General features: G+C 72.2%; 24 protein-coding genes. 9 read left to right on the top strand and 15 right to left on the bottom strand.

Going from position 1 to position 23,808, the window contains the following annotated elements:
- The first annotated feature begins 131 nt into the window (after positions 1-131).
- Together G407_RS0103390 and G407_RS32245 are read left to right on the top strand one after the other, a co-directional pair.
- Positions 132-944, top strand: a complete 813-nt coding sequence (locus tag G407_RS0103390) for an enoyl-CoA hydratase (RefSeq protein ID WP_052340894.1) — start codon at positions 132-134, stop codon at positions 942-944.
- Positions 945-1,050: 106 nt separating this feature from the next.
- Positions 1,051-2,790, top strand: a complete 1,740-nt coding sequence (locus G407_RS32245; protein WP_052340893.1) for a patatin-like phospholipase family protein — start codon at positions 1,051-1,053, stop codon at positions 2,788-2,790.
- A gap of 7 nt (positions 2,791-2,797) precedes the next feature.
- On the opposite strand, the gene G407_RS0103380 is transcribed toward G407_RS32245, so the two are convergent.
- Positions 2,798-3,253, bottom strand: coding sequence for a hypothetical protein (locus G407_RS0103380; protein WP_029029682.1), 456 nt, complete (start codon positions 3,251-3,253; stop codon positions 2,798-2,800).
- A 251-nt stretch (positions 3,254-3,504) separates the two neighbouring features.
- Between G407_RS0103380 and G407_RS0103375 the strand changes: the two genes are divergently transcribed.
- Positions 3,505-4,692, top strand: coding sequence for a M24 family metallopeptidase (locus G407_RS0103375; protein WP_052340892.1), 1,188 nt, complete (start codon positions 3,505-3,507; stop codon positions 4,690-4,692).
- A gap of 7 nt (positions 4,693-4,699) precedes the next feature.
- Here the strand turns inward: G407_RS0103375 and G407_RS0103370 are convergent, their stop codons facing one another.
- Together G407_RS0103370 and G407_RS0103365 are read right to left on the bottom strand one after the other, a co-directional pair.
- Complete coding sequence (locus G407_RS0103370) at positions 4,700-5,116, bottom strand: DUF4864 domain-containing protein (RefSeq protein WP_029029680.1); 417 nt, start codon at positions 5,114-5,116, stop codon at positions 4,700-4,702.
- Positions 5,117-5,197: 81 nt separating this feature from the next.
- Positions 5,198-5,923 carry an SDR family NAD(P)-dependent oxidoreductase gene (locus G407_RS0103365; protein ID WP_029029679.1) on the bottom strand — a complete coding sequence of 242 codons (726 nt, stop codon included), beginning with the start codon at positions 5,921-5,923 and terminating at the stop codon, positions 5,198-5,200.
- A gap of 162 nt (positions 5,924-6,085) precedes the next feature.
- On the opposite strand from G407_RS0103365, the gene G407_RS0103360 reads away from it, so the two are divergent.
- The gene (locus tag G407_RS0103360) at positions 6,086-6,373 is read left to right on the top strand and encodes a hypothetical protein (RefSeq protein WP_029029678.1); all 288 of its coding nucleotides are present in this window, start codon (positions 6,086-6,088) and stop codon (positions 6,371-6,373) included.
- Positions 6,374-6,438: 65 nt separating this feature from the next.
- Here G407_RS0103360 and G407_RS0103355 read toward each other — a convergent pair whose 3' ends face one another.
- From G407_RS0103355 to miaA, 10 genes are all read right to left on the bottom strand, one after another.
- Complete coding sequence (locus G407_RS0103355; protein ID WP_029029677.1) at positions 6,439-7,335, bottom strand: sugar kinase; 897 nt, start codon at positions 7,333-7,335, stop codon at positions 6,439-6,441.
- A gap of 215 nt (positions 7,336-7,550) precedes the next feature.
- The gene (locus G407_RS0103350) at positions 7,551-8,021 is read right to left on the bottom strand and encodes a hypothetical protein (protein WP_029029676.1); all 471 of its coding nucleotides are present in this window, start codon (positions 8,019-8,021) and stop codon (positions 7,551-7,553) included.
- Between the two features lie 192 nt (positions 8,022-8,213).
- On the bottom strand, positions 8,214-8,579 hold the full coding sequence (locus G407_RS0103345) for an AzlD domain-containing protein (protein WP_043538802.1): 366 nt from the start codon (positions 8,577-8,579) through the stop codon (positions 8,214-8,216).
- Complete coding sequence (locus G407_RS0103340; RefSeq protein ID WP_052340891.1) at positions 8,576-9,313, bottom strand: AzlC family ABC transporter permease; 738 nt, start codon at positions 9,311-9,313, stop codon at positions 8,576-8,578. The genes G407_RS0103345 and G407_RS0103340 overlap by 4 nt, the downstream gene beginning before the upstream one ends.
- Positions 9,306-10,103 carry a glycosyltransferase family 2 protein gene (locus tag G407_RS0103335; RefSeq protein WP_029029673.1) on the bottom strand — a complete coding sequence of 266 codons (798 nt, stop codon included), beginning with the start codon at positions 10,101-10,103 and terminating at the stop codon, positions 9,306-9,308. Before G407_RS0103335 ends, G407_RS0103340 begins: the two co-directional genes overlap by 8 nt.
- A gap of 139 nt (positions 10,104-10,242) precedes the next feature.
- Entirely contained in the window at positions 10,243-11,703 is a 1,461-nt protein-coding gene (locus tag G407_RS0103330; protein ID WP_043538800.1) for a Do family serine endopeptidase, read from the bottom strand.
- 81 nt (positions 11,704-11,784) lie between these two features.
- Positions 11,785-12,327 (bottom strand): acetolactate synthase small subunit, encoded by a 543-nt coding sequence (ilvN, locus tag G407_RS0103325; RefSeq protein WP_029029671.1) that lies wholly within the window; start codon positions 12,325-12,327, stop codon positions 11,785-11,787.
- A gap of 14 nt (positions 12,328-12,341) precedes the next feature.
- Entirely contained in the window at positions 12,342-13,028 is a 687-nt protein-coding gene (locus tag G407_RS0103320; RefSeq protein ID WP_029029670.1) for a glutathione S-transferase family protein, read from the bottom strand.
- A 170-nt stretch (positions 13,029-13,198) separates the two neighbouring features.
- Complete coding sequence (locus G407_RS0103315) at positions 13,199-14,977, bottom strand: acetolactate synthase 3 large subunit (RefSeq protein ID WP_029029669.1); 1,779 nt, start codon at positions 14,975-14,977, stop codon at positions 13,199-13,201.
- Positions 14,978-15,636: 659 nt separating this feature from the next.
- Entirely contained in the window at positions 15,637-16,572 is a 936-nt protein-coding gene (gene miaA, locus G407_RS0103310) for a tRNA (adenosine(37)-N6)-dimethylallyltransferase MiaA (RefSeq protein WP_043538799.1), read from the bottom strand.
- 3 nt (positions 16,573-16,575) lie between these two features.
- Here miaA and serB point away from each other — a divergent pair, with 3 nt between their 5' ends.
- A complete protein-coding gene (serB, locus tag G407_RS0103305; RefSeq protein WP_029029667.1) occupies positions 16,576-17,508 on the top strand; it encodes a phosphoserine phosphatase SerB in 933 nt (310 codons plus the stop codon).
- A 12-nt stretch (positions 17,509-17,520) separates the two neighbouring features.
- Here the strand turns inward: serB and sseA are convergent, their stop codons facing one another.
- Both sseA and G407_RS0103295 read right to left on the bottom strand, forming a co-directional pair.
- The gene (gene sseA, locus G407_RS0103300) at positions 17,521-18,369 is read right to left on the bottom strand and encodes a 3-mercaptopyruvate sulfurtransferase (RefSeq protein WP_029029666.1); all 849 of its coding nucleotides are present in this window, start codon (positions 18,367-18,369) and stop codon (positions 17,521-17,523) included.
- Between the two features lie 27 nt (positions 18,370-18,396).
- Complete coding sequence (locus tag G407_RS0103295) at positions 18,397-19,125, bottom strand: alanyl-tRNA editing protein (protein WP_029029665.1); 729 nt, start codon at positions 19,123-19,125, stop codon at positions 18,397-18,399.
- Positions 19,126-19,307: 182 nt separating this feature from the next.
- Here G407_RS0103295 and G407_RS0103290 point away from each other — a divergent pair, with 182 nt between their 5' ends.
- The 4 genes from G407_RS0103290 (at position 19,308) to G407_RS25455 (ending at position 23,806) form a co-directional block, all read left to right on the top strand.
- Entirely contained in the window at positions 19,308-20,768 is a 1,461-nt protein-coding gene (locus G407_RS0103290) for an FAD-binding oxidoreductase (protein ID WP_029029664.1), read from the top strand.
- Between the two features lie 15 nt (positions 20,769-20,783).
- Entirely contained in the window at positions 20,784-21,716 is a 933-nt protein-coding gene (locus G407_RS0103285) for a sugar kinase (RefSeq protein WP_029029663.1), read from the top strand.
- Positions 21,717-21,918: 202 nt separating this feature from the next.
- Positions 21,919-22,440, top strand: a complete 522-nt coding sequence (locus G407_RS0103280; protein WP_029029662.1) for a PAS domain-containing protein — start codon at positions 21,919-21,921, stop codon at positions 22,438-22,440.
- Entirely contained in the window at positions 22,415-23,806 is a 1,392-nt protein-coding gene (locus G407_RS25455; protein ID WP_084327253.1) for a methyl-accepting chemotaxis protein, read from the top strand. The genes G407_RS0103280 and G407_RS25455 overlap by 26 nt, the downstream gene beginning before the upstream one ends.
- The last annotated feature ends 2 nt before the right edge of the window (positions 23,807-23,808 follow it).

Raw genomic sequence — 23,808 nt, 5'->3', positions numbered from 1 at the left:
TCACGCGCTCACGAGCTTTGCCGTAGGTCAACGCGCGCGACCGGCTCCCTGTTTCTTCGCCGGATGTGGCGGATGACGCGCGGGCGGGCGCGGGCTACATCCGGAGCGTCGGGATCGCGGAAGGACGGGCGATGAGCGGGACGCGAGTCGAGGGAGCCGGCGAGGGCCGGGTGCGCCACACGATCGAGGACGGCGTCGCGCACGTGGTGTTCGACCGTGCGGCGGCGCGCAACGCCTTCACCTTCGCCATGTACGAGGAGCTGCACGACCTGTGCGGGGCCCTGGAAGCGGACGACGCGGTGCGGGTCGTGGTGCTGTCCGGGGCCGGCGGCAAGGCCTTCGCGGCGGGCACCGACATCGCGGCGTTCCGGGACGTGCGCACCGCCGACGACGCGCTCGCCTACGAGGCGCGCATCGAGCGGGTGCTCGGCCGGCTCGAGAGCCTCGCCAAGCCCACGATAGCGATGATCGCCGGCGCCTGCACCGGCGGCGGCGCGGCGATTGCGGCCTGCTGCGACCTGCGCATCGCCGAGGCCGGGGCACGGATCGGCTTTCCCATCGCCCGCACGCTCGGCAATTGCCTGTCGGTGCGTAATCTCGCGCGGCTCGACGCGCTCGTCGGCGCCGCGACGGTGAAGGAGATGATCTTCACCGCGCGCCTCCTGCCGGCGCCCGAGGCGCTGGCCAAGGGCTTCCTCGGCGAGGTCGCGCCCGACGTGCCGGCGCTGGAGGCCCGGGTCTCGGAGCTCGCCGCGACGATCGCCGATCACGCGCCGCTGACCCTCGCCGCGACGAAGCGCGGCCTCGCGCTGGCGCGCGCGGGCTCGGACGCAGAGCCGGGTGCGGGCGACGATCTCGTCGTGTCCTGCTACACGAGCGCCGATTTCCGCGAGGGGATGGAAGCCTTTCTCGCGAAGCGCCCGCCGCGCTGGCGGGGCCGCTGAGCCGCGCGCTCCCGATTGCACGCCGCCGCGCCGCCGAGCCGTGCTTTACGCGACCCCCGATCCTGTGGCCTGATCCACACCCGGACAGGCTGCGGGGGGACAGGCGATGGCAGACGAGGCGCCCGCGCGGGCATGCGACGTGATCATGAAGGGCGGCGTCACCTCGGGCGTGGTCTACCCGGGGGCGGTGCTCGAGCTGGCGAAGCGCTACCGCTTCCGCTCGATCGGCGGCACGTCGGTCGGGGCCATCGCCGCCGCGATCACCGCTGCCGCCGAGCTCGACCGGGCGGGCGGCGGGTTCGACGTGGTCGCGGGGCTGCCGAAAGAGATCACGCAGCGCCTGCCGCAGCTCTTCCAGCCGGCGCCCGAGGCGCGCGCGCTCTACGCGATCGTGCGCCACGGGCTGATCGACCGCCGGCTCGGGCGCGCGGCCTGGGCGCTGCTCGTCCATCACGGCCAGTTCGTGCTCGTGGGCGCGATGATCGCCTTGGTGCTCGGGCTGTTCTCGACGGCGATCGGCGGCAGCCTGTTCGCTGTCCTCTTCGCGCTCCTCGTCTTCGCGCTCGTCACCGTCGGGCTCACCGCCTGGAGCGTGATCGCCGGTGCGACGCGGGTCCTGCGCGAGAACTTCTGTGGCCTGTGCCCGGGTCCGACCCAGCCCGACACCGAGGGCGTGGGCCTCGCCGACTGGCTCGCCGAGGCGATCGAGGCCGCGGCGGGGCGTCCGGCGCCGGAGGACCGGGAGGCGCTGCGCACGCCGCTCACCTTCGGGGACCTCGCGGCGAACGGCCCCGCCGACGCGCCGGAGGACGCGCCCGGCCGCATCACCCTCGCGATGATGACGACCAACCTCGCGATGCGCCGGCCCCACCGCCTGCCCGAGCTGGCGCGGACCGGTCCGCACGAGGCGTTCTCCGCGCTCTACTTCCGCGAGGACGAGTTCCGGCGCGTGATGCCGGGCTGGATCGTCGACTGGATGACCCGCGGCCCGAAGTCCGAACCGGGTCCGCAGGAGGGGCTCTGGCGGCTTCCCGGACCGGACGACCTGCCGGTCGCGGTCGCGACGCGCATGAGCCTGTCCTTCCCGATCCTGATCTCGGCCGTGCCGCTGCACGCGCCCGACCGTGGGGGCACCATCCGCCGCGTCCTGTTCAGCGACGGCGGGCTGTCCAGCAACTTCCCGATCCACTTCTTCGACGCGCTGCTGCCGCGCCGGCCCACCTTCGGCATCTCGCTCGAGCCCGCCGGCACGCTGCACACGAAGCCGCGGGTCGTGCTGCCGACCGAGCCCGATCCCGATCCCTGGCGCAGCTACCTCGAGCCGGAGGGGCCGATCGCCTTCCTCTCGGTGGCGCTCGACGCCATGCAGGAGTGGCAGGACCGGCTGCAGACGGCGCTGCCGGGCTATCGCGAGCGCGTCGCCGACGTCTACCTCGAGGAAAACGAAGGCGGCTTCGACGTCGACATGCCGCAGCCGGTGATCGACGATCTCACGAAGCTCGGAGCCCAGGCCGGGGCGCTGCTGGCGAGCGGCGCCTTCGACTTCGACGACCACCGCTGGCGCCGGTTCCTCGTCGCCTACGCCCGGCTGGAGGAGACGCTCGCGACGAGCGCCGAGCGCTGGGGCGCGGTCGCCGGGCCGAACGGGCGCACGCTCGCGCAGGAACTCGCGGCGATCTCCAAGGCGCCGAAGAGCTTCGGCGGCACGCCCGCCCAGACGATGACGGCGATGCTCGCGCGCTTCGACGCGCTGATGGCGCACGTCTCGGCCTGGAACGGCCCGCTCGCGCCGCACGCCGACATCCCGCAGCCGGAAAGCGCGCTGCGGATCACGCCGCGGCCCTGACGGCCCGTCAGCGCTCCGTGATGCCGAGCTGCGCGGGGATCAGCCGACCGCCTTCGTAGTGCCCGACCCACACGTCGTACTGGCCCGACAAGGGGCTGTTGAACTTCAGCAGCGGGTCGAGATTGCCGCCACTGTCGTCGTCGCAATGCCAGGCACCGCTCGGATCGTTGATGACGAGGATCGTGTCGGAGTTGGATCGCACGAAGAAGGTGAGCGCGAATCCCGGGGCCGCGACGTAGTTGACGCGCACGTCCGGTGCGTCCGCCATGGATCCCTGGCACGACGTCACCGAGGAGGCGCTGCGCGTGCCCCCCGCACGGACGTTCACCCAACGGGGATCGTTGGGAAAGTTGGCGTTGAGGTTGATCGTCCCGAAAGCCGGATTGCGGCCGACGTTCTGCCCGACCGACGGCGATCCTGCGAGCGTCGCGAGTGCGAGCGCGGCAATGAAGACCCGAAACATGGCACCCCCCATTTCTGCGGCACACCGCACCTCGCGGGCGGTCTGCACGAGCGCGATATTATACCCACACGCAGTTCGTTGAATAGGACTCTCGCTCGTGCTTCCTGACCTCGGGCATGCCGCTCCGCCGTCCGGATATGGCGCGACGCATCCCGGAACGACGGATCGCCGGGGTGCGGGGGTACGGTCCCGTTCCATCCGGTGGTACGACGCAGTACCGCCTCGTCGCGCGGTTGCCGGAGGACGCACCGATGAACGACCCGAAAATCGACAGGAAGAACGACCCGAAGAACCTGCACTTCACGAAGGCCGAGCTCGAGGCGCGCGTCGGCGCGACGATCGCCGCCATGGAGCGCGAGGGTCTGTCGGCGCTCGTGATGTTCCGCCAGGAGAGCATGTACTGGCTCACGGGCTACGACACGTTCGGCTACGTGCACTTCCAGGCGATGGTGCTGACCGCGGACGGCCGCCTCGTTCTCCTCACCCGCTCCGCGGACCGGCTGCAGGCGGCGTTCACCTCGACCGTCGAGGACGTGCGGATCTGGCGCGACCGCGAGGGGGCGATGCCGGAGGCGGAGCTCGTGGAGATCCTCGGCGAGCTCGGCCTCTCGGGGAAGCGCCTGGGCCTCGAGTACGAGGCCTACGGGCTGACGGCCGCCAAGGGCAAGCGGCTCGAGGCGGCGCTCGGGGACGCCTTCTCGCTCGAGGACGCCTCCCACCTCGTCTCGCGGCTGCGCGCGGTGAAGAGCGCGGCCGAGATCGCCTACGTACGCCGGGCGGCGGAGCTCGCGGACGCGGCGCTGGCGGCGGCGCAGGCGCGGGCGGCGGCGGGCGTGTTCGAAGGCGACATCCTCGCCGACATGCATGGGGCGATCGCACGCGGCGGCGGCGACGATCCGGCGAACGAGTTCATCATCGGCTCGGGGCCGGGCGCCCTGATGTGCCGCTACTACACCGGCCGGCGCACGCTGTCCGCCGACGACATGCTCACGCTCGAGCATGCGGGCGTCTACCGGCACTACCACGCGGCGCTGATGCGCACCTTCGTCGTCGGCCGCCTCGACCCGCGTCTGACCGCGATGCACGCCGCGGCGCACGAGGCGCTGCTCGCGACCGAGGAGGCGCTGCGCCCCGGACGGCCGATCGGCGAGGCCTTCGACGCGCACGCCCGCGTCCTCGATGCCGCCGGCTGGGGGCACGCCCGGCTCAACGCCTGCGGCTACTCGCTGGGCACGACCTTCGCGCCGAACTGGATGGACTGGCCGATGCTCTACGCGGGCCAATCCTACGAGGCCCGGCCCGGCAACGTGTTCTTCGCCCACATGATCCTGTTCGACGAGGCGGCGGGGCTGGCGATGACGCTCGGCCGCACCTCGCTCGTCGGCGAGCGCGGCGCCGAGCCGCTGTCCGCCGCCTCGCTCGCGCTCGTGCGCGTCTGATCGCCGCTCAGGCGCTCACGCCGGGAAGGCGCAGGAGCTGGCAGCCGGAGATCTTCCAGCTGCCGTCGGGCTGCTGCTCCAGCGCGTAGATCGCCCGCCAGGCGACGCCCGTATGGTCGATGATCGTCACCTCCTGGATCGGGCCGGCGGGCGTCTCGCGATAGGTGTCGAAGCTGAAGTCGCGCGGGCGGTAGACCGGCGGGTAGCCCTGGCGCACCATGGCCATGAACCGGTCCTGGCTCGGGAAGATGCGCTTGATGCCCGGCGCGGCGTAGGAATAGGCCCGCGCGCCGTCGTCGGCGAGGAAGGCGCGCAGCTGCGCCTCGATGACCGAGCGAGCCGCCGCCTCGTCGGCCCGCGCTCCGGCGACGGGGAGGACGGCGGCGGCGAGGAGCAGCGTCAGGGCGGCGAGGAGGGCGCGCATGGGAGGGCTCCGGATGGCGAATCGCACCATTTGGGAGCTAGGCGCCGTGCGGCGTCCGGCAAGCGCCGGTGCGGCGATCGGTCACCAGGGCAGCGGCTCGCCGCGATAGTCGTAGAACCCGCCCGTCGCGTCTGCCGGCAGCCCGTCCAGCACCGCGAGCAGCCGCGCCGCGGCGACGTCCGGCGTCGCGACCGCGAGGCCGGCCTTGGCGAACGGCGCGGTCAGCCGCGTGTCGACGGTGCCCGGATGAAGCGCCACGCACAAGGCCCGTGGCCGACGCCGGGCGAGCTCGACCGCAGCCGTGCGGACGATCTGGTTGAGCGCCGCCTTCGAGGCCCGGTAGGCGTACCAGCCGCCCAGGCGATTGTCCCCGATCGAGCCCACCTTGGCGGACAGGGTCGCGAACGTCGCCTTGCCCCCGTCCGCGAGCCGCGGGGCGAGGTGCTTGAGGAGGAGCGCCGGACCGATCGCGTTGACGGCGAAGCTGCGCGCCATCGTCTCGGGCGTGATGTCCCGCCAGGAGCGCTCCGGTCGCATGTCGGCATCGTGGAGCAGGCCGGTCGCATCGATCACGAGCGTCAGCGGCGCGCCCGCGAGCCGCGCCTCGAGGCCCTCGGCGAAGGCGGCGACCGTCGCCTCGTCGGCGACGTCGAGGGGCGGGCCGCCGGCGCGGGAGGCACGCAGCACGGGCGCGAAGCGACCGTCCGCTGCGAGCACGTCCGCGAGCGCGGCGCCGATGCCGCCGGAGGCGCCGACGACGATCGCCGCACCGGCGGGGACGGACGAGGCGGGGGAGGGGGCGTTCATCGCTGTGAAAGAAGGGTCGAAAGCGGGTCCGGCAAGGCGGCATTGCCTTCGATCCACCACATTCGCTCGGCCGAATGTCCCGAGCATGCGCCATCGGCGCGCCAGACGGCGAGGCACATGCGCGACGGGGGCCAATTCCGAAGAAGGGAAGGACGCTCCGCCATGCCGCATTCGTTCGCCGCCCGCAGGCACAACCAAGCCGCCCGCGCCTACCCGTACGACCTGCTCCCCGCCGTCCAGGAGACGCTCGCGATCCTGGCGGACCTCGCCTTCGCGCACGCCTCCGCTCGCGAGCGCCTCGCGCTGTGGGACGGCCCGGAGGCGGTGAAGGCCGAGATCGCCCGCGACCTCGACGCCCGCCACCTCGCCGCGGCGGCACCCTACGAGCGCCGCCTCGCCGCCCTGCAGGAGAGCGCCGAAGGCGTATCCCATCTCGCCGCCGCCGGCTGAGGCGGCGAACGCGCTCGCCGCTGCCCCGTCGAGAGGGGCTCGGGAGAGGAGCGGCCGATCGCGCCTCAGGCGGCGCGCTCGGGGAACCGCGTCATCGCCGCTTCCACGTCCGACCGCGTCGGCAGGCTCGCCTCGTTGCCGAGGCGCTGGATCGCGTGGGTGGAGGCGCCCCGCGCGAAGGCGAAATGGTCGGCCCACGAGCCGCCCGGGTTCGCGAGGTGGGCGTAGACGTAGGCGCCGTGGAAGATGTCGCCTGCGCCGTTGGTGTCGACCACCATCTCCCCGGGAATGGCGAGCGAGGGCAGGTGGCGGGTCTCGCCGGTCTCACCGTACCAGACCATGCCGCGCTCGCCCATCGTGACGCCGCCGACGCGCACGCCGCGGCTCTTGAGGTATTCCAGCATCTCGTGCGGCGAGAGGCTCATCTGCTCGCACAGACGCTCGGCCACGACGGCGACGTCGATGAAGCCGAGGAGCTCGTGCGTGTTGCTGCGCAGGCCCCCGCCGTCGAGCGAGGTGAGGATGCCCGCCTCGCGGCAGGTGCGCGCATAGTGCAGCGCGGCGTCGGGCTGGTGGCCGTCCAGATGCAGCGCGCGGCAGCCGGCGAGGTTCAGCGGCGGGAACGGGTGCAGGAAATCGTCGTCGCGGCAGCGCACGATGGCGCGCTTGCCGCCCTTGGGCATGATGAAGGACAGCGAGCTCTCGCGCACCTTGCGGTGATGGACGCTGATGCCGTAGCGCGCGGCCATGTCGATGAACATCCGCCCCAGCCAGTCGTCGGCGACGGTGGCCAGGAGGTCGGGCGCGATGCCGAGCTTGGCGCAGCAGAAGGCGGCGGAGACCGCGTTTCCGCCGAAGGAGATGGCGTAGTCCTCCGCGACGGTCTTCTCGTCGCCCGTCGGCAGGTGGTCCGTGACGAAGGTGACGTCGATGTAGGCCTGCCCGATGAACAAAGCTTCCAACGGCCGCTCTCCCGAGATGATCTTCCGCGTCGGTGCGAGCGGAAGGGATCACGGCCCGCGCGCCCGCGCAAGGGGGCGCACGCAGGTTTCGGACCCGCGCGGGCGGGGAGGTTGAAACGCTTCAGGCGCGGCCTCGGTCCGTGATGCGCGCGCACGGGTACGGGACGCCGGCGCGGGCGCGTCGGCGTCCCGGAGCGTCGGGGCGCATGGCCGGCTCAGCCGACGAGCATCGCCATGGCCGGCACCGCGAGCACCAGGCCGGTGGTGATGCCCAGCGCCAGCAGCCGCTGGCCGCGCTGGTCGACCGAGGCGCGCACGCGCCGGGCGGCGGTGGAGGCCTCCATCGTACGGCCGTTGAGGCACGAGCACAGGATGCGGTGCGCATCGCCCTCGGACAGGCCGAAGAAGGCGACGCCGTCGCCGAGGCGATCGCTCTCGAGCCCCTGGCCGCGCAGGACCGGGTCGTTGTAGGCGACCGTCAGGGGAGACTCGTCGGCGCGCATCAGGTGGCGCGTCTCGCGGGGCTGGAACTCGATATCGCCCAGCGAGTAGAGCCGGCGGCGGGGATCCGCCTCCAGCAGCTCGACCCAGCGCTCGAGACGCTCGCGGCGGGTCAGGACCTCCTTGGGAGGCTGGTACGCAACATCGGCAACGCTACGGAGCTGTTCAACACGCTTGTGTTCCATCGAACTCTCCTCTGGCGACGGTACGGTCCTGTGTCGGACGCCGACCTCCGATGATGGGGCGCTCATTCCGCCTGTGCCGTTTGGCGAAAGTTCGGCGCTTGGGTTAAACGGTGTACATCCTCGAAAGATCCGGTATTCGGCCGCCCGTTCTCTGGGCAATTTCGTGGCGTGGAACCGGGCGCCGGCGACGCGTCAGGGCGCGTCGAGCGCGATCGTCGCGGCCGCGACGAGGAAGACCTCGCCGGCGAGGACGCCCGCGACGAGGGAGCGCCGCGCGAGATAGAACGCGCCGAGCCCGAAGGCGACCGCGCCCAGGCGTGCGGCGAGCGGCACCAGCGCGAGCGCGCCGCTCGGGAAGACGAGGAGCTTCGCCACGACGGCGGCGAGCAGCGTCGTCGCCACCGCGCGCACGAAAACGAGGATCTCCGAGCGCTCGTCGAGGCCCCGCGAGAGCACGACGCCGAGCACGCGCCAGATCTCGCTCGGCAGGAAGCCGAACAGGATCAGCGCGAGGTACGGGGCGAGCCCGGCACCGACGATCGCCTCGAGCCCGCTCATGCGCCGCGCCTCCGGCGCGCGCGCCCCACGAGGTAGGCGATGGTGCCGCCGACGAGGCCCGTGAGCAGCAGATCGAAGTCGCGCCCCACGAGGTAGCCGAAGGCCGGCGCGAGCGCGAATCCGAGCACGATCGCGGTGACGTCGACCGCCGTGCGCGCCCCGGCGGCGAGGGCGAGGGTGAAATAGACCGGCGTGATGAACAGGAGGCCGGAGGCGAGCGGCGCCGGCAGCGTCCCCGAGAGGAACCAGCCGACGCCGGTGAGCGCCGTCGTCGTCAGCAGGCAGGCGTTGGCGAAGCCGAGATAGTAGGGCAGCCGCTCCTCGGCCGGCATGCGCGGCAGCCGGCGCAGGCTCTCGACCCACACGGTCACCGCGATGTAGTGGGCGATGGCGATCTGGGCCAGCAGGCCCTGGCCGGGACGGCGCAGGAGCGGCATCAGCGCGATCGTCATCGGCAGGAATCGGATCGAGGACAGGCAGATCGCCGCGGCGATGAGCGGCAGCGCGACGCCCGCCGCCAGCGATCCGTAGAACACGACCTGCGCGGGCCCGGCCCAGATCAGCAGCGTCGAGAGCATCGCGGCTCCCAGCGGGTGCCCCACGTCCTGCGCGAGACTGCCGACGCCGACGAGCGCGAAGCCGACGACCCAGGCGGGGAGGACGAGCGCGTCGCGCACGCCGCGCAGCACGAGACGATGCGTGGCGGCCTGCGCGGGCGTCTCGCCCTCAGCCATCGGGACGCGCCTCGTCCCGGCGCCCGGCGAGGCGGCGGCGCTCGATGTGCTTGGCGATGCGCAGGTGGCGGGCGATGGCGTAGTTCATCGCCGTGAGGAAGCCGTAGACCCCGCGCACGGCGTGGCGCCGCACGACATAGGCCTTGAGGAAGGCGGCCGGGAACTCGACGAAGACGCGCCAGGTCGGGATCGTGGCGCCGCGCGCCTCGAGATCGTCCGCCTGCCGGTCGGAATAGGCGTTGAGCTTGGCGATCTGGTCGCCGAGCGACCGCACCGAGCGATGCCGGATCGTGCCGTGCAACGCCCCGACCCGTGCGCCCGGCGCGAGATCGACCCGGTCGTGCACGATCGAGGCCGAGTAGCGGCCCTTGTCGCGCCGGTAGAGCCGCACGGGCGCGAGCGCATAGGCGAGGGGGTGCACGTCCTCCTCGCCTGGAAAGACCTCGGCGATGCGCGTCGTGTAGGCGTCCTTGTCCGGCTCTCCGGCGGCGAACAATGCGCGGATGTGCGCGACCATCTCCGCCGGCACGACCTCGTCGGCGTCGAGGTTGAGGAGCCAGGGATGGCTGCACTGCTCCTCGGCGAAGCGCTTCTGCGGCCCGTAGCCGGCGAAGTCGTGGTGGACGACGCGTGCGCCCTTGGCCTCGGCGATCGCCCGGGTGCCGTCGGTCGAGCCCGAATCGACCACGACCACCTCGGCCGCGAGGCCCGCGACGGCGTCGAGCGTGGCGCCGATCCGGTCGGCCTCGTCCTTGACGATGAGGAAGATCGAGAGGGGAAGCGGGGGCACCGGACCGTCCACGGGAAGGAGCGCCGCGACGGGAGCGGCGCTCCTAGCTAGACGCTGCGGCGGGTGGGCTCAAGCGGGAGAGCCGTTCGCATCTCGCAATGTGGGGCGCCGGACCCTCCACCGGCCCGGGGGCGATGCGTCAGCCGCGCAGGACGGTCGTGATCGTGCGCCCGTCGCGATGGATCGTCAGCTCCCAGGCGCCGCGGCCGCGGGCGAGCGCGCGCTCCACGTCGCGGCTCGACTCGATGCGCACCCGGTTGATCTCGAGGAGCGCGTCGCCGGGACGGAAGCCGTAGCGGGCGGCGAGCGAGCGGGGAGGCACCTCCTCGACCACCACCGCGCCGACCACCTGCAGGATACGCATCGCGTCGGCGACGGCGGGCGAGAGGTTGACGACCACCGCGCCGTCCAGCGGCGAGCGGGCCTCGATGCGCACGGGATCGCGCGGCGGGTCCTCCGGCGGCGGGATCAGGCGCACCCGCAGCTCCGTCTCGCCGCTCCGGCGCAGGACGCGCAGCACGCTCTCGCCCCCGACCCCGGCGAGGGCGAAACGGTAGCCGAAGGCCTCCGTGTCGGCGATGTCCCGGCCGTCGACCCCGAGGATCACGTCGCCGCGGGCGAGGCCCGCCTCGGCGGCGGGGCCGCGCGGGTCGACGTCCGTGACCAGCGCACCGGCGGGGCGCAGCAGGCCCACGCTCTCGGCGAGGTCGGGCGTCAGCGCCTGGAGGCTCGCGCCCAGCCAGGGCCGCTGCACCCGATCCGCCCCGTCCTCGGCGCTGGCCACGACGGCGCGCACCATGCTCGCGGGGATCGCGAAGCCGATGCCGTGCGAGCCGCCCGAGCGCGAGAAGATCGCGGTGTTGATGCCGACCAGCCGCCCCGACATGTCGAGCAGCGCGCCGCCCGAGTTGCCGGGATTGATGGCGGCGTCGGTCTGGATGAAGAACTGGTAGTCGGTAATGCCGACCTGCGTGCGTGCGAGCGCCGAGACGATCCCCTGCGTCACGGTCTGGCCGACGCCGAAGGGGTTGCCGATCGCGAGGACGAGGTCGCCGACCTCGAGCGTCGCGTCGTCCCCGAGCGGGATCACGGGGAAGCGTTCGTCGCTTGCGATGCGCAGCACGGCGAGGTCCGTGCGCGGGTCGCGCAGCACGATCTCGGCGTCGAGCTCGCGCCGGTCGACGAGAGCGACGCGCACGGCGTCCATGCCCTCGACGACGTGGTTGTTGGTGACGACGAGCCCGTCCGCGCTCACGATCACCCCAGACCCCAGCGAGCGCTGCACGCGCTCCTGCGGCATGCCGCCGAAGACGTCGTCGCCGAAGAAGCGCCGAAAGAACTCCTCGCGCGGGTCGCTCGGCGCCCGCTCGCGGCTCTCACCGTAGACGTTGACCACGGCGGGCGCGGCGTCGCGGACGAGCGGCGCGAAGGAGAGCTGGATCTGGGCGGGGTTTTCGGGGACGGCGCGGGCGTCCACCGGTGGCGCCGGCGCGCGGTCCTGCGCACGGAGCATGCCGTCCGGCGCCGCGACGAAGCCGATGGCGAGCGCGAGCGCGAGCGCCGCGGCGAGCGCGGTCGTGCCGATCGATCTGCGGTTCATGGCTGGAGCCCCTCGTGCGAGCGCATGCGGACGACGTGTCGAAGATGCGTGGCGCGCGGCTGCGGCGAAAGCGCGGCCGCGTCAGTTCTCCATCGCTTCCGCCCCGCGGCTCATCGCGGCCACGCCGGTGCGGGCGACCTCGACGAGGCCCACCCCCGCCATCAGCTTGACGAAGCGCTCGATGTCCTCCGAGGCGCCGGTCAGCTCGAAGACGAAGGAGGTCAGCGTCGCGTCCAGCGTGCGCGCGCCGAAGGCGGAGGCGAGCCGCAGCGCCTCGACCCGGTGGTCGCCCTCGCCGACGACCTTGACGAGGCACAATTCGCGCTCGAGCGCCTCGCCGCGCACGGTGAGGTCGTCGACCCGGTGCACGGGCACGAGCCGCTCGAGGTGCGCCTTGATCTGCTCGATCACGCCCGCCGTGCCGGCGGTGACGATGGTGATGCGCGAGACGTGCGTCTCGTGGTGCGTCTCCGATACGGTCAGGCTCTCGATATTGTAGCCGCGGCCCGAGAACAGACCGGCGATGCGGGCGAGCACGCCGGGCTCGTTGTCGACGATGACGGCGAGCGTGTGCCGGTTGACGGCCTCGACGACGGGGGCGGCGGGGTAGTGGGTCTGGTTCATCTCGTGCGTTCCTGTCAGGCGCCGTTCCTGCGATAGACGGCGATCGCGGGCTCGTCCACCTCGTCGTGGGCGAGCACCCACGCCTCGTCGAGCGCCGCCTCGCGCCACTCGACGAAGGCCGGGAGGGTGAGCACCGCCTCCATGTAGGCGCGGGTATCGGCGTCGATCGGCCAGGAATAGGTGTCGAGCCGCGTCACCACGGGGGCGTACATCGCATCCGCCGCGCCGAACTGCTTCCCGAACAGGAACGGCCCGCCGGCGCCGAAGCGGTCGCGCGCCTCGCGCCAGAGGGCGACGACCCGCGCCACGTCGGCGGCGACACCCTCGCCGCGGTCCTTGTGGGCGTAGCGTCGGCCGAGGTTCATCGGCAGCGCGGCGCGCAGCTTCTGGAAGCCGGCGTGCATCTCCGCCGCGATCGAGCGGGCGTAGGCGCGCGCGACGTCCTCGCGCGGCCAGATCTCGCTCTCCGGGTGGAGGTCGGCGAGGTAGTCGAGGATCGCGAGCGATTCCCACACCGTCACCTCGCCGTCGACGAGGACGGGGACCTTGCCGGCCGGGGAGTGCGCGAGGATCTTCGCCTTGGTGTCCGGCTGGTCGAGGGGCACGAGCGCCTCCTCGAAGTCGAGCCCGAGGTGGCGCATCAGGATCCACGGCCGCAGGGACCAGGAGGAGTAGAGCTTGTTGCCGATGACGAGCTTCATGGGTCTCTCGACGTGCCTCCCCTCTCCCGGATGGGAGAGGGGCGGGGGGTGAGGGGATATGGTGCCGGGTTTGGGCGAAACGCCGATGAAGGCTGTCGCTCACGCGGCGCGAGCCCGCAGGCCGTTCACCCTCACCCCTGCCCCTCTCCCCTCCGGGAGAGGGGTTCACGTCACACCAGCATCTTGCCCTTCTCGTCGATGACCGAGCCGATGTCGGCGCCGGTCTCGCCGAGGTAGTCGTTGAGCAGCATCTCGTTGTGGGCCTTGCCCGAGGGGATCATCGGGAAGCAGTTCTCGGCCTTGTCGACCACGCAGTCGAAGATCACCGGGCGGTCGATCGCGAGCATCTCGGCGATGGCCCCATCGAGCTTGCCGGGGTCGTCGCAGCGCATGCCCACGGCGCCGTAGGCCTCGGCGAGCTTGACGAAGTCGGGCAGGGACTCGGAGTAGGACTGGGAGTAGCGCCCGCCGTGCAGCAGCTCCTGCCACTGGCGCACCATGCCCATGTACTCGTTGTTGAGGATGAAGATCTTCACCGGCAGGCGGTACTGCACCGCGGTGGACATCTCCTGGATGTTCATCAGGATCGAGGCCTCGCCGGCGATGTCGATCACGAGCCCGTCGCGGTGGGCGAGCTGGGTGCCGATCGCCGCGGGCAGGCCGTAGCCCATCGTGCCCAGCCCGCCCGAGGTCATCCAGCGGTTGGGCGCGTCGAAGCCGAAATACTGCGCCGCCCACATCTGGTGCTGGCCGACCTCGGTCGTCACGAACGTGTCGCGGCCGGACGCCTTCGTCGCCTCGTAGAGGCGCTGGATGGCGTATTGCGGCTTGATCACGCTGTCGGAATTGCGGAAGGCGAGGCACTTGCGCGCACGCCACTCGCCGATCTGGCCCCACCAGGACTTCAGCGCGCCCTTGTCGACGGTCGGCGACGTCGAGCGCCACAGGCGCACCATGTCCTCGAGCACGTGGCCGCAATCGCCGATGATGCCGAGATCGACCTTGACGTTCTTGTTGATCGAGGAGGGATCGATGTCGACGTGGATCTTGCGCGAGTGCGGCGAGAACGCGTCGAGGCGCCCGGTGATGCGGTCGTCGAAGCGCGCCCCGATGTTGATCAGCAGGTCGCACCCGTGCATGGCGAGGTTCGCCTCGTAGGTGCCGTGCATGCCGAGCATGCCGAGGAACTGGTCGTCGGACGCCGGGTAGGCGCCGAGCCCCATCAGGGTCGAGGTGATGGGAAAGCCCGTGAGCCGCACCAGCTCGCGCAGCAGCTCGGAGGCGTGCGGGCCGGCGTTGACGACGCCGCCGCCGGTGTAGAACACCGGCTTCTTCGCCGCCGCCATCAGCTCGATCGCCTGGCGGATCTTGTCCATGTCGCCCTTCACCTTCGGGCGGTAGGTCTTGTGCTGGTTGTCGCGCGGGCGGGCGTAGAGGCCGGTCTTGAACTGGATGTCCTTGGGCAGGTCGATCACGACCGGTCCGGGCCGTCCGTTCGCCGCGACGTAGAAGGCCTCGTGCAGGATGCGCGGCAGGTCGGCGATGTCCTTCACGAGGTAGTTGTGCTTCGTGCAGTGCCGGGTGATGCCGACCGTGTCGCATTCCTGGAACGCGTCAGAGCCGATGAGGTGGGTGGGCACCTGGCCGGTGATGCAGACGAGCGGGATCGAGTCCATCAGCGCGTCGGTCAGGCCCGTCACGGCATTGGTCGCGCCGGGGCCCGAGGTGACGAGCACGACGCCGACCTTGCCGGACGAGCGGGCGTAGCCCTCGGCCGCGTGCACCGCGCCCTGCTCGTGGCGCACGAGCACGTGCTGGATCGTCTCCTGATGGAAGAGCGCATCGTAGATCGGCAGCACGGCGCCGCCGGGATATCCGAAGATATGCTCGACGCCCTGGTCCTGCAGGGCGCGGACGACCATCTCGGCTCCGGTCATCATCTCGCTCATCGCACTCGTCCTTCGTGTCGTCGTCTGGATCGCGGTCTTTGCGGTTCGTCGGTGTCGGTGGTGTCGGCTCGGTGTGGTGGAGGCAATAAAAAAGGGCCCGTCGGGGGGCCCTCGTGCGCCATCGCCGGATCGTGCGGGGCTCAGCCCCGCTCCGTCGATGGCGTTCCGATTACGAGAATGATCTTGCGCATGGGATGCGGGTCTCGGCTCAAATCGTGCGCGAGACGCTACGGGAAGGCGCGGGCGGGGTCAACCGGGAAAACGGCCGGAGTGCGTGGGGCGGCTGTCATCCCGGATGCCGAAGACGGTCCGGGACCCAGAACCACGGGTGCTCGTCGAGCGGCGCGCCAGCGCCGCGGCGGGGGACGGCGTCCGGCGGCGTTCGTGGACGCGCGCGTTTCGCGCACGCTGAGAGGCTCGTCGGCGGATCCGGGCCCGGGCCCACTTCGCGTCCCGGGGTGACAACCCCGTCATCCCGGATGCCGAAGGCAGTCCGGGACCCAGAACCACAGGTGCTCGTCGAGCGGCGCGCCAGCGCCGCGGCGGGGACGGCTGCCGGCGGCGTTCGTGGACGCGCGCGTTTCGCGCACGCCGAGCAGAACACCTGTGGGTCTGGGCCCCGGCCCGCTTCGCGACCCGGGGTGACGGCCGGCGTGGCGTCACGTGCCGAACGGGTCACCTGCCGCGCCCGCCTCCACCCACCGCCATCCCGGCATCGAGTTCCGGAACCACGTCATCTGCCGCTTGGCGTAGGCCCGCGTGTCCGCCTGCCCGCGCTCGATCGCCTCGGCGAGCGAGATCCGCCCCTCCAGCGCCGCGATCAGCCCCGGCACACCGTGGGCGCGCATCACCGGCAGCATCGGGTCGAGGCGCCGCGCGGCGAGCGCCGCGACCTCGTCCATGGCCCCCGCTTCCATCATCGCGAGGAAGCGCGCGTCGATGCGCGCGCGGATCTCGGTGCGGTCGGGTGCGAGGAAGAGCTTCTCGACGTCGGCCCCCGCCAGCGGGCCCGGCGCTCGCGCGTCCCAGAAATCGCCGATCGAGCGCCCCGTCGCCGCGTGCACCTCGAGCGCCCGCATGATGCGCAGGCGGTCGGAGGGGCGCAGCCGCGCGGCGCTGGTGGGGTCGCGCTCGCGCAGCATCAGATGCAGCTCGGCCGTGTCCCGTCCCTCGCAGGCGGCGCGCACCTCGGCGCGAACGGCGTCGGGCACCGGGGGGATGTCGGACAGCCCTTCCGTCAGCGCCTTGAAATAGAGCCCGGTGCCCCCGCAGACGATCGGCAGCCGCCCCGATGCCGCGACCTCCGCCAGCGTCGCCGTGGCGTCCGCCAGCCACCGCGCCACGGAATAGTTCACCGCCCCGTCGACGTGCCCGTAGAGCCGGTGCGGCACGGCCGCCTCCTCCTCGGGCGTCGGCCGCGCGGTCAGCACCCGCAGGTCGCGGTAGACCTGCATGGAATCGGCGTTGATCACGACGCCGTCCCGGCGCCGCGCCACGTCGAGCGCCAGCGCCGACTTGCCGGACGCGGTCGGGCCTGCGATGAGAAGGGCCCTCACGGCACCTCGTCCTCCCTTTCGAATTCCCGCGGATCGCACGCCATGACCCACGTCGCAACCCTGATCGCAGGCCCCGCCGCGCGCATCGAGGCGTCGCACCTCGACCGCGCGAGCGCCGTCCTGCCGGACGCCGTGATCCGCACGCTGTCCGACGGCGTCGCCGTCGACATCGCCTTCACGCCGGGCGCGCTCGAGGACCCGAACGTCGCCCCGCTGGGGGAGGCGGTGCTCGTCTCCGACTACCGCAACGCCGTCGCCGACGCGATCGGCGCGGACGCGGCGGGCATCGACGTGGTGGTCCAGTCCGCGGCGGGGCGGCGCAAGCGGCTGTTCCTGGCCGACATGGATTCCACCATGATCGGGCAGGAATGCATCGACGAGCTCGCCGATTACGTCGGCCTGAAGGCCCAGGTCTCGGCGATAACCGAGCGCGCCATGCGCGGCGAGCTGCCCTTCGAGCCGGCGCTGCGCGAGCGCGTGGCGCTGCTCGCCGGCCTCTCCGAGACGATCGTGCCCGAGATCATCGCCGAGCGCATCGTGCTGACGCCCGGCGGGCGGGCGCTGGTGCGCACCATGCGGGCGAACGGCGCCCACACCTGCCTCGTCTCGGGCGGCTTCACCCTGTTCACCGGGCCGATCTCGGAGATGATCGGCTTCCACGAGCACCGCTCCAACACGCTGCTGGTGGAGGACGGACGGCTGGTCGGGCGCGTGGCCGAGCCAATCGTGGGGCGTGCGGCCAAGTACGCGGCGCTGGTCGAGCTGCGCGAGCGCCTCGGGCTGACCGAGGACCAGACGCTGGCGGTGGGCGACGGGGCGAACGACCTCGCCATGCTCGGCGAGGCCGGGCTCGGCGTCGCCTACCACGCCAAGCCCGCGGTGGCGGAAGCCGCCGCCGCGCGGATCGACCACGCGGACCTGCACGCGCTGCTCTACCTGCAGGGCTACGCCGACGACGAGATCGTGCGCGACTGACGCGGTCTCGCGTCAGCCGTCGTCGGTCTCCACCGGGCAATCCGCCCGACTGCCCCATTCCGCCCAGGAGCCGTCGTAGAGCGCGCGGGCCGGGCGGCCGATCTCGGCCAGCGCGAGCGAGAGGATCGCGGCGGAGACGCCCGAGCCGCAGCTCGTGATCACCGGCTTGGCGGGGTCGACGCCCGCCCGCTCGAGCGCGCCGCGGATCGTGTCGGCGTCCGCCAGCCGGCCGTCGCGGACGATCTCGGCGAAGGGCACGTTGAAGGCGCCCGGCATCCGGCCCGTTCGCACGCCCGGCCGCGGCTCGGGCGCGCGGCCGGCGAAGCGGTCGGCGGGACGCGCGTCGACCACCTGGGCCGAGCCGGTGTCGAGCGCCCGGCGCACGTCGGCGAGGTCGGCCACGGCGGAATGGTCGAGCCGCGGCGTGAAGGTCGCCTTGCTTCGCGGCCGCGGCGGCCCGTCCTCCACCGGGAGCCCCGCCGCCCGCCAGGCCGGGAAGCCGCCTTCCAGGATCGAGACGTCGGCGGCGCCGAAGGTCTTGAAGGTCCACCACACCCGCGGCGCCGCGAACAGGCCGGCGCCGTCGTAGACGACGATGTGCATGCCGTCGCCGATGCCCATGGCGCCCACCGCCGCGGCGAAGGCCTGCGGCGCGGGCAGCATGTGCGGCAGGTCGGACCCCTCGTCGCGCACCGAGTCGATGTCGAAGCGCACGGCGCCGGGGACGTGGGCCTCGCGATACTCCGCCTCGGGATCGCGGTTCATGGTCGGCAGGTACCAGGAGGCGTCCACGACGACGAGGCCTGGGGCGCCGAGGCGCTCGGCGAGCCAGGCGGGCGTGACGAAGGGCGTGTCTGTCATCGGGCGCTCCTGTGATCCGGGGCGATCTTAGCCGGCATCGTCGGCGAGGGCGATGCGCACGCGGCGGTTCTGCTTGCCCTTCTTCTGGATGTCGGTGACGAGCACGCGCCCGATCTCGCTCGTGCGCTTCACGTGCGTGCCGCCGCAGGGCTGGAGGTCGATGTCGCCGATGGCGACGAGGCGCACGCGGCCCGCGCCGCGCGGCGGCTGCACCGACATCGTCTTGACGAGGCCGGGGTTGGCGTCGAGCTCGGCGTCGGAGATCCAGCGCTCGGAGACCGGCGCGTCCCGCGCGATCAGCGCGTTGAGCTCGTCGGCGATCTCCTCCTTGTCGAGCCCGGCCTCCGGGAGGTCGAAGTCGAGCCGCCCGTCGCCGTCGCCGATGGCGCCGCCGGTGACGGGGTAGGGGAGCACGACGGAGAGGAGGTGCAGCGCGGTGTGGATACGCATGCGCTTGTGGCGGGTCTCCCAGTCGATCTCGGCGACGACGTCCTCGCCGATCAGATCGTCGCCGAATCCCGGCGCGTCGGGCGCGGGAACGTGGGCGATGGCGCTGCGGTCCTCGCCCCAGACGGCGTTGGCGACGGGAATCGCCGTGCCGTCCTGCCGGCGCAGCAGGCCGACGTCGCCGGGCTGGCCGCCGCCCTGGGCGTAGAAGATCGTCCGATCGAGCACGATGCCCTTCTCCGTCACCGCCACGACTCGGGCGTTGGTTCGGGTGAGGTAGGCGTCGTCGCGGAACATCGGCTCGGTCACGGTGTCGTCCTCCTGGCTGGAGCGCCGCACGCTAGAAGCGGTCCGGCGGGGTGGCAAGCGCCGGGCTGCGGACGGCGACGGGATCGTCGCCGCGCGGGCACCCGCGTCCGCAAGCGAGGGGTGACGCCGTCGCCCCCGGTCGTGCTAAGGAGACGCGACGCCACCAACGCCCGCCGAGCCCGATGAACGCCGCTGCACCCGACGCCGAAGCCGCCCTCGTCGCCAGCCTCGTCGAGCGGCTCGGCGCCGCCGACGTGGTCTCGACCCTCGCCGACATCGAGCCGCATCTCCTCGAGAGCCGCGGGCTCTACCGCGGCCGCGCGCTCGCCGTCGTGCGCCCGAAGGACGTGCACGAGGTCTCCTTCGTGCTGGCGCGGTGCGCGGCCGCGGGGGTGCCGGTGGTGCCGCAGGGCGGCAATACCGGGCTCGTCGGCGGGGGCGTGCCGCATGGCGGGGTCGTGCTGTCGCTCGCGCGGCTCGACGCCATCCGCGCCCTCGATCCGCTCAACGCCACGATCACCGTCGAGGCCGGCGTGACGCTGAAGTCCATCCAGGACGCGGCGGACGAGGCGGACCGGCTGTTCCCGCTCTCGCTCGCCTCGGAGGGCACCTGCCAGATCGGCGGCAACCTCGCCACCAACGCCGGCGGCACCGGCGTGCTGCGCTACGGCAACGCCCGCGATCTCGTGCTCGGCCTCGAGGTCGTGCTCGCCGACGGGCGGATCTGGAACGGCATGAAGGGCCTGCGCAAGGACAACACGGGCTACGACCTCAAGCACCTGTTCATCGGCTCCGAGGGCACGCTCGGCGTCATCACGGCCGCCGTGCTCAAGCTCTACCCGAAGCCCAAGGCGAAGGTGACGGCCTTCCTCGGCTGCGACGGCCCGCACGCGGCGCTGAAGGTGTTCGAGCGCCTGCGCGAGGAGGCGGGCGACCAACTCACCGCCTTCGAGTACATTCCCCGCTTCGGGCTCGAGCTCGTCCTGAAGCACGCCGACGGCGTCACCCGGCCGCTCGCCGGCGACCACGCGGCCTACGCCCTCGTCGAGCTGACCTCGCCGCGGGCGGACGCGCAGCTCGAGAGCGTGATCGAGACGGTGCTCGGCGCCGCCATCGAGGACGGGCTCGTCGAGGACGCGACGATCGGCGCCAGCGAGGCGCAGAACGCCGCGCTCTGGAAGCTGCGCGAGATGCTCTCCGAGGTGCAGGGCCGCGAGGGCGGCTCGATCAAGCACGACGTCTCGGTGCCGGTCTCGCGGGTGGCCGACTTCATCGTCGAGGCCTCCGCCGCCTGCGAGGCGGCGATGGCAGGCATCCGCGTGTGCGCCTTCGGCCATTTCGGCGACGGCAACATCCACTTCAACCTGTCCCAGCCGGTCGGCATGGAGAAGGCCGCCTATCTCGGCGAGTGGGAGCGCTTCAACCGAATCGTCCACGACATCGTCCACGCCTACGACGGCTCGATCGCCGCCGAGCACGGCGTGGGGCTGATCAAGCGCGACGAGCTCCTGCTCTACAAGGACCCCGTCGCACTCGAGGCGATGCGCGCGATCAAGGCCGCGCTCGACCCGCGCGACATCCTCAACCCCGGCAAGGTCGTGGCGCTCTCCCCCGAGGCGCCGGCCGCCCTGCCGGGACGCTGACCGGAACGCGAGACCATGGCCGAGAAGACCATCGACATCCTCTCCATCGGCGAGCCGCTGATGGAGCTCGCGCAGACCGAGCGCGCCGGCGAGCGGCTCTACGCGCCGGGCTTCGGCGGGGACTGCTCCAACGTCGCCGTCGCCGCCGCGCGGCTCGGCGCCCGCACCGCGATGGCGACTGCGGTGGGGGAGGACACGTTCGGGCAGGCCTTCCTCGACCTGTGGGCGCGCGAAGGCGTCGACACCTCCGCCGTGATCCGCCGGCGGGGCGAGCGGACCGGTGTCTACTTCATCAGCTACGGCCCGGACGGGCACGACTTCAGCTACTACCGCCAGGGTTCGGCGGCGAGCCTGACGACGCCCGCGGAGCTCCCGGTCGCGGAGATCGCCCGCGCGCGGATCGTGCACGCGTCCGGAATCAGCCAGGCGATCTCGCCGTCGTGCACCGACATGATCTTCGCGGCGATCGGCGCAGCGCGGACGGAGGGTGCGCTCGTCTCCTACGACACGAACCTGCGCCTGCGGCTGTGGCCCCTCGACCGCGCCCGCGCGATCGTCCAGGCGGCCGCGGCCATGGCCGACATCGTGTTGCCGGGCCACGACGACGCGCGCCTCCTGACCGGGCTCGACCGCCCGGAGGACATCTGCGACGCCTACCTGCGGCTGGGCGCCTCCATCGTGGCCCTGACGCTCGGCAAGGACGGCGCGATGATCGCGACGCGCGACGGCACGACGGTGGTCCCCGCCCGCCGCGTCGCCGCCATCGACGCCACCGGGGCGGGGGACGCATTCGACGGCGCGTTCCTGGCCGACTACCTGCGCCACGGCGACCCGGTGCGCGCCGGCGCCTTCGCCAATGCCGCCGCCGCGCTCTCGACGCGCGGATACGGGGCGGTCGGCCCGCTGCCGACGCGGGCGGAGGTGGAGGCGTTCGTCGCGCAGGGCTGACGATGCGCCGGACCGCCGGACTCGCTGCGAGCCGGTGCGGATCGCGAGACCTGCCGACGCGGGGACCATGCCCGGTGAGGCGCAATCGAGCGACCGGAGCGTGCATCCGTAAAAACGCCGACGACGGCCGCGCTTAACGAAGTTTAGAGGGTGAACGCGCCAGAACGGACGGGAAGCTGGCAACCCGGTGGACCGCCGAGACATGGCAACGCAGATCAAGCCCACTCAACGCGAAATCCTGTTCGACGCCGCAGATCTGATCGTTTCGAAAACGGATCTGAAGGGGCGCATTACATATGCGAATCGCACATTCTGTGACATCTCTGGTTATGGCGAGGCGGAGGTCATCGGCCAGCCCCACGCGATGATTCGTCATCCCGACATGCCGCGGGCGGTCTTCAAGATCCTCTGGGACGCGATCCTCGCCGGCCGCGAGGTCTTCGCCTACGTCAAGAACATGACCAAGGCCGGCGACCATTATTGGGTCTTCGCCCACGTCACGCCGTCCTTCGACGGCGCGCGCGGGGTCACCGGCTTCCACTCGAACCGGCGGTTGCCGCGCCGCGACGCGCTCGCGGCGGTCGAACCCCTCTACCGCGAGCTCGCGCGGCTCGAGGCGTCGCATAGGAACGGGAAGGACGCGGTCGCCGCGTCGAGCGCCCATCTCCAATCCCTCATTGCCGGCAAGGGCCAGGACTATGACCGCTTCGTCTTCTCTCTCTAAGGCCGCGATCGGGCTCGCGCTCGCGGGCATCGGCGGTGCGGGCCTCGCGGTCACGGGGCCGGTCCTCGGCTCGACGACGGCGCTGGGATTCGGCGTGCTGACGCTCGCCGGGCTGGGGCTGTCCGGCTTCATGCTCGGCCGGGTTCATGCCGCCCTCTCGCGCACGACGGACGTCGTGCGCCGGATCGGGCGGGGCGACTTCGAGGCACGCCTCGTCGGCATCCGCGAGGGCGGTGGGCTGGGCGCGCTGATGCACCAGGTCAACGACAGCACCGACCGGATCGACGCCTTCGTGCGCGAGGCGGCGGCGTCGATGGCCGCGGTCAGGGACAACAAGTACTACCGCCGGATTCTTCCCGACGGGCTCGAAGGCGCGCTCGGCGGGGCGGCGACGACGATCAACGAGGCGACGGAGGTGATCGAGGGTCGCGTCGCGGCGTTCAACGCCTCGACCGCCTCGTTCGAGGAGGCGATCGAGGCGATCGTGCGCACGCTCGGCGACGCCTCGCGCACGATGGGCGAGATGGCGGCCAGCATGGAGACCGGCGCCGCGACGACGAACGAGCGCGCGAGCGCCGTCGCGGCCGCCTCCGAGGAGATGTCGATCTCGGTCGAGACGGTGGCCTCGGCGGCGACGGAGCTCTCGGCTTCCGCCCAGGAGGTCGTCGACGAGGCCGAGCGCTCCGCCGGCCGCGCCCGCCAGGCGGTCGCCCGCGCCGCCGAGACGCAGGCGATCGTCAACGGGCTCTCCGGCGCGGCGGAGCGGATCGGCAAGGTGGTCGAGCTGATCAACGCCATCGCCGACCAGACGAACCTCCTCGCGCTCAACGCGACGATCGAGGCCGCCCGCGCCGGCGAGGCGGGCCGTGGCTTCGCGGTCGTGGCCGCCGAGGTGAAGACGCTCGCCGGGCAGACCGCCAAGGCGACCGAGGAGATCGCCTCGCAGGTCGGGGAGCTTCAGTCGGCGACGTCCGGCGCGGTGTCGGCGATCACCGAGATCGCACGGCTGATCGAGGACATCGACGCGGCGTCCTCCCAGATCGCCAACGCCATCGCCTCGCAGACGGCGGCGACCGCGGAGATCGCGCGCAATACCGAGCAGGCGTCCGAAGGCACCCGGAACGTCACCGAGAACATCCACGGCGTGTCGCAGAACGTGCAGGGCTCACGCCAGACGGCGAGCGCCGTGCTCGCGGCGGCCGGCGAGGTCGAGGCGCAGGGGCGGCGCCTCGGCGAGGAGGTTCGCGCCTTTCTCGTCGCGCTTCGGCGCGGGCCGCTCGACCGCCGCAAGGAGGAGGACGAGCGCTACCGGGGTCCGGAGCGGCGCAGCGAGCGCGGCGAAGGCGGCGCGCGCCGGGCGGCCTGAGC

This window comes from Salinarimonas rosea DSM 21201 (assembly GCF_000429045.1).
Classification (GTDB): Bacteria; Pseudomonadota; Alphaproteobacteria; order Rhizobiales; family Beijerinckiaceae; genus Salinarimonas; species Salinarimonas rosea.
The sequence above is the reverse complement of the archived record's forward strand: the minus strand, read 5'-3'. Positions and strand labels throughout refer to the sequence as shown.

Excerpts from the sequence above, each read along its gene's own strand:
- G407_RS0103390 (WP_052340894.1), top strand. The coding sequence starts at position 132 with ATGAGCGGGACGCGAGTCGAGGGAGCCGGCGAGGGCCGGGTGCGCCAC.
- G407_RS32245 (WP_052340893.1), top strand. The coding sequence starts at position 1,051 with ATGGCAGACGAGGCGCCCGCGCGGGCATGCGACGTGATCATGAAGGGC.
- G407_RS0103380 (WP_029029682.1), bottom strand. The coding sequence starts at position 3,253 with ATGTTTCGGGTCTTCATTGCCGCGCTCGCACTCGCGACGCTCGCAGGA.
- G407_RS0103375 (WP_052340892.1), top strand. The coding sequence starts at position 3,505 with ATGAACGACCCGAAAATCGACAGGAAGAACGACCCGAAGAACCTGCAC.
- G407_RS0103370 (WP_029029680.1), bottom strand. The coding sequence starts at position 5,116 with ATGCGCGCCCTCCTCGCCGCCCTGACGCTGCTCCTCGCCGCCGCCGTC.
- G407_RS0103365 (WP_029029679.1), bottom strand. The coding sequence starts at position 5,923 with ATGAACGCCCCCTCCCCCGCCTCGTCCGTCCCCGCCGGTGCGGCGATC.
- G407_RS0103360 (WP_029029678.1), top strand. The coding sequence starts at position 6,086 with ATGCCGCATTCGTTCGCCGCCCGCAGGCACAACCAAGCCGCCCGCGCC.
- G407_RS0103350 (WP_029029676.1), bottom strand. The coding sequence starts at position 8,021 with ATGGAACACAAGCGTGTTGAACAGCTCCGTAGCGTTGCCGATGTTGCG.
- G407_RS0103345 (WP_043538802.1), bottom strand. The coding sequence starts at position 8,579 with ATGAGCGGGCTCGAGGCGATCGTCGGTGCCGGGCTCGCCCCGTACCTC.
- G407_RS0103340 (WP_052340891.1), bottom strand. The coding sequence starts at position 9,313 with ATGGCTGAGGGCGAGACGCCCGCGCAGGCCGCCACGCATCGTCTCGTG.
- G407_RS0103330 (WP_043538800.1), bottom strand. The coding sequence starts at position 11,703 with ATGAACCGCAGATCGATCGGCACGACCGCGCTCGCCGCGGCGCTCGCG.
- ilvN (WP_029029671.1), bottom strand. The coding sequence starts at position 12,327 with ATGAACCAGACCCACTACCCCGCCGCCCCCGTCGTCGAGGCCGTCAAC.
- G407_RS0103320 (WP_029029670.1), bottom strand. The coding sequence starts at position 13,028 with ATGAAGCTCGTCATCGGCAACAAGCTCTACTCCTCCTGGTCCCTGCGG.
- G407_RS0103315 (WP_029029669.1), bottom strand. The coding sequence starts at position 14,977 with ATGAGCGAGATGATGACCGGAGCCGAGATGGTCGTCCGCGCCCTGCAG.
- serB (WP_029029667.1), top strand. The coding sequence starts at position 16,576 with ATGACCCACGTCGCAACCCTGATCGCAGGCCCCGCCGCGCGCATCGAG.
- sseA (WP_029029666.1), bottom strand. The coding sequence starts at position 18,369 with ATGACAGACACGCCCTTCGTCACGCCCGCCTGGCTCGCCGAGCGCCTC.
- G407_RS0103290 (WP_029029664.1), top strand. The coding sequence starts at position 19,308 with ATGAACGCCGCTGCACCCGACGCCGAAGCCGCCCTCGTCGCCAGCCTC.
- G407_RS0103285 (WP_029029663.1), top strand. The coding sequence starts at position 20,784 with ATGGCCGAGAAGACCATCGACATCCTCTCCATCGGCGAGCCGCTGATG.
- G407_RS0103280 (WP_029029662.1), top strand. The coding sequence starts at position 21,919 with ATGGCAACGCAGATCAAGCCCACTCAACGCGAAATCCTGTTCGACGCC.
- G407_RS25455 (WP_084327253.1), top strand. The coding sequence starts at position 22,415 with ATGACCGCTTCGTCTTCTCTCTCTAAGGCCGCGATCGGGCTCGCGCTC.